This is a genomic window from Streptomyces sp. W16, from assembly GCF_033194735.1.
Classification (GTDB): domain Bacteria; phylum Actinomycetota; class Actinomycetes; order Streptomycetales; family Streptomycetaceae; genus Streptomyces.
In genome coordinates, this window is sequence record NZ_JAWOAI010000691.1 from 1 (window position 1) to 4,327 (window position 4,327).

At 69.9% G+C, this 4,327-nt stretch carries 3 protein-coding genes and 2 pseudogenes; 4 read left to right on the forward strand and 1 reads right to left on the reverse strand.

What is annotated here, in order from left to right; all coding sequences use genetic code 11:
* A pseudogene (locus R6V09_RS47205) lies at positions 1–176 on the forward strand (carbohydrate kinase); the annotation flags it as partial.
* A gap of 68 nt (positions 177–244) precedes the next feature.
* Positions 245–478, forward strand: coding sequence for a hypothetical protein (locus R6V09_RS47210; RefSeq protein WP_317887622.1), 234 nt, complete (start codon positions 245–247; stop codon positions 476–478).
* Positions 479–490: 12 nt separating this feature from the next.
* Here R6V09_RS47210 and R6V09_RS47215 read toward each other — a convergent pair whose 3' ends face one another.
* Entirely contained in the window at positions 491–1,141 is a 651-nt protein-coding gene (locus tag R6V09_RS47215; RefSeq protein ID WP_317887623.1) for a mycothiol-dependent nitroreductase Rv2466c family protein, read from the reverse strand.
* Positions 1,142–1,277: 136 nt separating this feature from the next.
* Between R6V09_RS47215 and pepN the strand changes: the two genes are divergently transcribed.
* On the forward strand, positions 1,278–3,893 hold the full coding sequence (gene pepN / locus R6V09_RS47220) for an aminopeptidase N (protein ID WP_317887624.1): 2,616 nt from the start codon (positions 1,278–1,280) through the stop codon (positions 3,891–3,893).
* A gap of 206 nt (positions 3,894–4,099) precedes the next feature.
* Positions 4,100–4,327, forward strand: a pseudogene (locus R6V09_RS47225) (hypothetical protein); the annotation flags it as partial.

Here is a 4,327-nt window from a genome sequence, read left to right on the forward strand (position 1 = left end):
CGACGCTCTTCCGATCTCTCGCGGCGGCCGAGCGGTACGGGGTTCCGCTGGACGCGGAGGCCTGGACGCGGCCGACGGAGGTGGTCGAGCCGGACGCGGGGCGGGCCGCGTACTACGCGAAGGGGTACGAGGACCATCTGGCGCGGCTGGCGGCGGCTCGCCACCGGAGCCGGTGATTTCGGGGGCGGGCGCCTGCGATTCGCGGTGTACTACCGGCCTGGCCGTGTGTGGCGAGGAGGAGTTCATGGCGGTACTTCGACGGTGGTGCCCGAACTGTCTTGGGTGGCAGGACTTCCAGAAGATGGCCGACGGCGAGAAGGCCGCCGTCCGTGAGGAGAAGGGGCCCCGGCACTACGTGGGGGATCTGTGGCGCTGCGCCGTCAAGGGCTGTGTGCGGTACCAGCCGGCGTACAACAAGCACGGCGGCGGCGATCTCCCCGAGAAGTTCCGTGAGGAGAAGGCCGCCGCCCCGGAGTGAGCGCCGCTGTGCTTACAGGTTGCTGAAGTCGGGGCCCTTGGTGCGGGAGCGCTTGATCTCGTAGAAGCCGGGAACGGACGCGACCGCGACGGTGCCGTCCCAGAGGCGGGCCGCTTCCTCGCCCTTGGGGGCGGGGGTGACGACCGGGCCGAAGAAGGCAATCTGCTCGCCGTCGGGGCCGGGGACGGCGATGACGGGGGTGCCGACGTCCTGGCCGACCTTGTCGATGCCTTCCTTGTGGGAGGCGCGCAGCTCGGCGTCGAACTCGAAGTCCTCCTGGTCGGCGTAGTCGATCAGGTCGGCGGGCAGGCCGACGTCCGCGAGCGCGCCGACGATGGCCTCGACGGTCGGGCCCTCGCCGTTGTTGTGGATGCGGGTGCCGAGGGCGGTGTAGAACGGGCCGAGGGCGTCCGCGCCGTGCTTCTGCCAGACGGCGGTGACCACGCGGATCGGCTTCCAGGCCTTGGTGGCGAGCAGCTCGCGGTACTCCTCGGGCAGCTCGTCGATCTTGGGCTCGTTGAGCACCGCCAGGCTCATGATGTGCCAGCGGACCTCGATGTCGCGGACCTTCTCCACTTCCAGCACCCACCGGGAGGTCATCCAGGCCCAGGGGCACAGGGGGTCGAACCAGAAGTCCACGGGGGTCTTGGCGGTCTCAGACATGACGCTCCTCGGAATACAGCCGTTTCCCCACGGCAACACCGCCCCTCGCCACCTCATTCCCCGGTGCCCGCGGTCAGGGGCACATGGCAGGATCGGCCCTGACCCTGCAGCGAAGACCATCCGAGGGAGTGCCTCCGTGCCCGGTGAGAATCTGTCCCGCGACGAGGCCCGGGAGCGGGCCGCACTGCTGTCCGTCGACGGGTACGACGTGTCCCTCGACCTGCGCTCGGCGGTGGGCGACGATGCCGGGGACGGGCCGCGGACGTTCCGGTCCGTGACCACGATCCGGTTCCGCTGCGCCGAGCCGGGCGCGGCGAGCTTCGCGGACCTGATCGCGCCGGGCGTGACCGCCGTGTCGCTCAACGGCAGGGATCTCGACCCGGGCGAGGTCTTCGACGGCTCCCGGATCCAGCTGGAGGACCTGGCCGCGGAGAACGAGCTGATCGTCGACGCGCGGTGCGCGTACTCCCGTACCGGCGAGGGCATGCACCGCTTCGTCGATCCCGAGGACGGCGAGATCTACCTCTACACCCAGTACGAGCCGGCCGACTCGCGCCGGGTCTTCGCCAACTTCGAGCAGCCGGACCTCAAGGCGCCGTTCCGCTTCGAGGTGCGGGCGCCCGAGGGCTGGACGGTGTGGAGCAACGGCGCCGGTGAACTGACCGACGGCGTATGGAGGTTCGCGGAGACGAAGCCGATCTCGACGTACATCACGGCGTTCCTTGCGGGCCCGTACCACTACGTCACGGACTCCTACTCCCGCACCTTCGACGACGGTACGACGCTGGAGATCCCGCTCGGCGCGATGTGCCGCAGGGGTCTGGCGCCGTACTTCGACTCCGACGACGTGTTCCTGGTGACGAAGCAGGGGCTGGACTTCTTCCACGACCACTTCGACTACCCGTACCCGTTCGGGAAGTACGACCAGGCGTTCGTGCCCGAGTACAACCTCGGCGCGATGGAGAACCCGGGGCTCGTCACCTTCCGCGAGGAGTACATCTTCCGCGGCAAGGTGACGCAGGCGTCGTACGCGGGCCGGGCCAACACGCTCCTGCACGAGATGGCGCACATGTGGTTCGGCGACCTGGTCACCATGGAGTGGTGGGACGACCTGTGGCTGAAGGAGTCCTTCGCGGACTTCATGGGGGTGTTCGCGAGCGTCGGCGCGACCCGCTTCACCGACGCGTGGATCAGCTTCGCCAACCGCCGCAAGGCGTGGGCCTACCGCGCCGACCAGCTGCCCTCCACGCACCCGGTCACCGCCGACATCCGCGACCTCCAGGACGCGAAGCTCAACTTCGACGGCATCACGTACGCCAAGGGGGCTTCCGTACTGAAGCAGTTGGTGGCGTACGTCGGCCAGGACGCGTTCCTGGAGGGCGCGCGCCGCTACTTCAAGCGGAACGCGTACGGCAACACGCGCCTCGGTGACCTGTTGTCGGTGTTGGAGGAGACGAGCGGGCGGGACATGGCGTCCTGGTCGCGGTCGTGGCTGCAGACGGCCGGGGTCAACACCCTCACTCCGCAAGTGGTGTTGGACGTGGAGGGCGGCCGTATCGCCGAACTGACCGTGCTCCAGGAAGCGGCCGAGTCGCACCCCGAACTCCGCCCGCACCGGGTGGTCGTCGGCCTCTACCGGACGGAGGACGCGCGTCTCGTCCGGTACGAGCGGGCCGAGGTGGACGTCGACGGTCCGCGGACGGTCGTGGTGGAGCTGGCGGGTGCGGACGCGCCGGAGCTGGTGCTCGTCAACGACGAGGACCTCACGTACGCCAAGACCCGTTTCGACGCGGTCTCGTTGGCCACCCTGCGGGACCGGCTCGGCGCGCTGACCGACCCGATGGCGCGTGCCCTGTGCTGGTCGACGCTGTGGAACATGACGCGGGACGCGTTGCTGCTCGCGCCCGACTTCATCGACCTGGTGATGCGGTTCGGGCGCCGGGAGACCGACATCGGTGTGCTGCAGATGCTGCACGCGTGGGCGAACTCGGCGCTGGTCAACTACTCGCCGCCGTGGTGGCGCGAGACCGGCGCGAAGCTGCTGGCGCACATCGCGGAGCGGGATCTGCGGGACGCCGAGCCCGGCAGTGAGCAGCAGCTGGCCTGGGCGCGTTTCTATGCGTCGGTGGCGTCGGCGCCGGAGGAACTGGCGCTGTTGCGGGGCCTGTTGGACGGTACGGAGAAGATCGAGGGTCTGACGGTCGACCAGGAGCTGCGCTGGGCGTTCCTGGAGCCGCTGACCGCACACGGGGTGACGGACGGGTCCGCGGTGGCCGCCGAGCTGGCCCGGGACGACACCGCGTCGGGCAAGCGGCACCAGGTCCGCTGTCTCGCCGCCCGCCCCTCGGCGGCCGTCAAGGCGCAGGCGTGGGCGCAGGTCGTGGAGTCGGACGCGCTGTCCAACGCGTTCGTCGAGGCGACGATCGCGGGCTTCGTGCAGCCGTCGCAGCGGGAGCTGCTGGCGCCGTACACGGAGAAGTACTTCGCGGCGATCGAGCGGGTGTGGGAGGAGCGGTCGATCCAGATCGCCATGGATGTGGTGAAGGGTCTGTTCCCGGCGTTCCCGACCGCCGAGGACGGGCGGGCGACGCTGGCCGCGACGGACGCGTGGCTGACGTCCCACGAGGGGGCGGCCCCCGCCCTGCGCCGGCTGGTGCTGGAGGCGCGGGACGATCTGGCGCGGGCGCTGCGGGCGCAGGAGGCGGACAACGGGGGCCGGGGTTCCGGCGGTTCCGGCGGTTCCGGCGCTTGATCGTTGGCCTGCGATTCGCCGCTCCGTGACCGTTACTGAATACAGGTAATCGCAGCCGTAACCCCTGGTCCACCCCATCCGGACCAGGGGTTTTCGGTGCCTACTCGGCATCCGAACGCCTGTCCTTTAGTACCGCATCGTCCGGATTTGTCGACGGGCATGTAACAGCGGTTAGGGAGCGGATCCGGCGCGGGAAACCCCGGTTCATGAACCACAACACCCCGCTCTCCCCCCGCCCCCTCAGCCACCTCTCCGAGGTGCACCGCCGCGTTCTAACGACGGCCCAGCTCCGGGCGCACGGCGTCCCGGCGGCCGAGGTGAACGAGCAGTGCCGTCCCGACGGCCCCTGGCAGCAGCTCCTCCCCGGTGTCGTCCTGCTGCACCCCGGTCCGCCCACCGGCGAGGAGCGGCTGCACGCGGTGCTGACGTACGCG

Excerpts from the sequence above, each read along its gene's own strand:
- R6V09_RS47215 (WP_317887623.1), bottom strand. The coding sequence starts at position 1,141 with ATGTCTGAGACCGCCAAGACCCCCGTGGACTTCTGGTTCGACCCCCTG.
- R6V09_RS47210 (WP_317887622.1), top strand. The coding sequence starts at position 245 with ATGGCGGTACTTCGACGGTGGTGCCCGAACTGTCTTGGGTGGCAGGAC.